The organism is Pseudomonas sp. P7548 (assembly GCF_013386585.1).
In the GTDB taxonomy this organism is placed as follows: Bacteria; Pseudomonadota; Gammaproteobacteria; order Pseudomonadales; family Pseudomonadaceae; genus Aquipseudomonas.
The window spans coordinates 1-307 of sequence record NZ_JACARO010000255.1; the positions used below are offsets into that span (position 1 = coordinate 1).

Genomic DNA, 307 nt, shown 5'->3' on the forward strand with positions numbered 1-307 from the left:
GCGTTGGCGTGGGCCACCGGAGAACTCGTGGGGGTAGCGGTGGCGGGCGTCCGGGTCCAGGCCCACTTCCTTGAGCGCGGCGATGATCGCCGCTTCCTGCTCGGCCGGGGTGCCCATCTTGTGGATGCGCAGGCCTTCGCCGACGATCTCGCTGACGCACATGCGCGGGCTCAGGCTGCCGAACGGGTCCTGGAACACCACCTGCATTTCCCGGCGCAGCGGGCGCACCTGTTGCTGGTTGAGCTGGTCCAGTGGTTGGCCTTCAAAACGAATACCACCCTTGCTGCTGATCAACCGCAGAATTGCC

The 307-nt window shown here is 66.1% G+C and carries 1 protein-coding gene; it reads right to left on the minus strand.

The window, feature by feature from the left end; translation table 11 throughout:
• The coding region (locus tag HX803_RS32565; protein WP_178926134.1) for an ATP-binding cassette domain-containing protein at positions 1 to 307 on the minus strand (307 nt) is incomplete at both ends.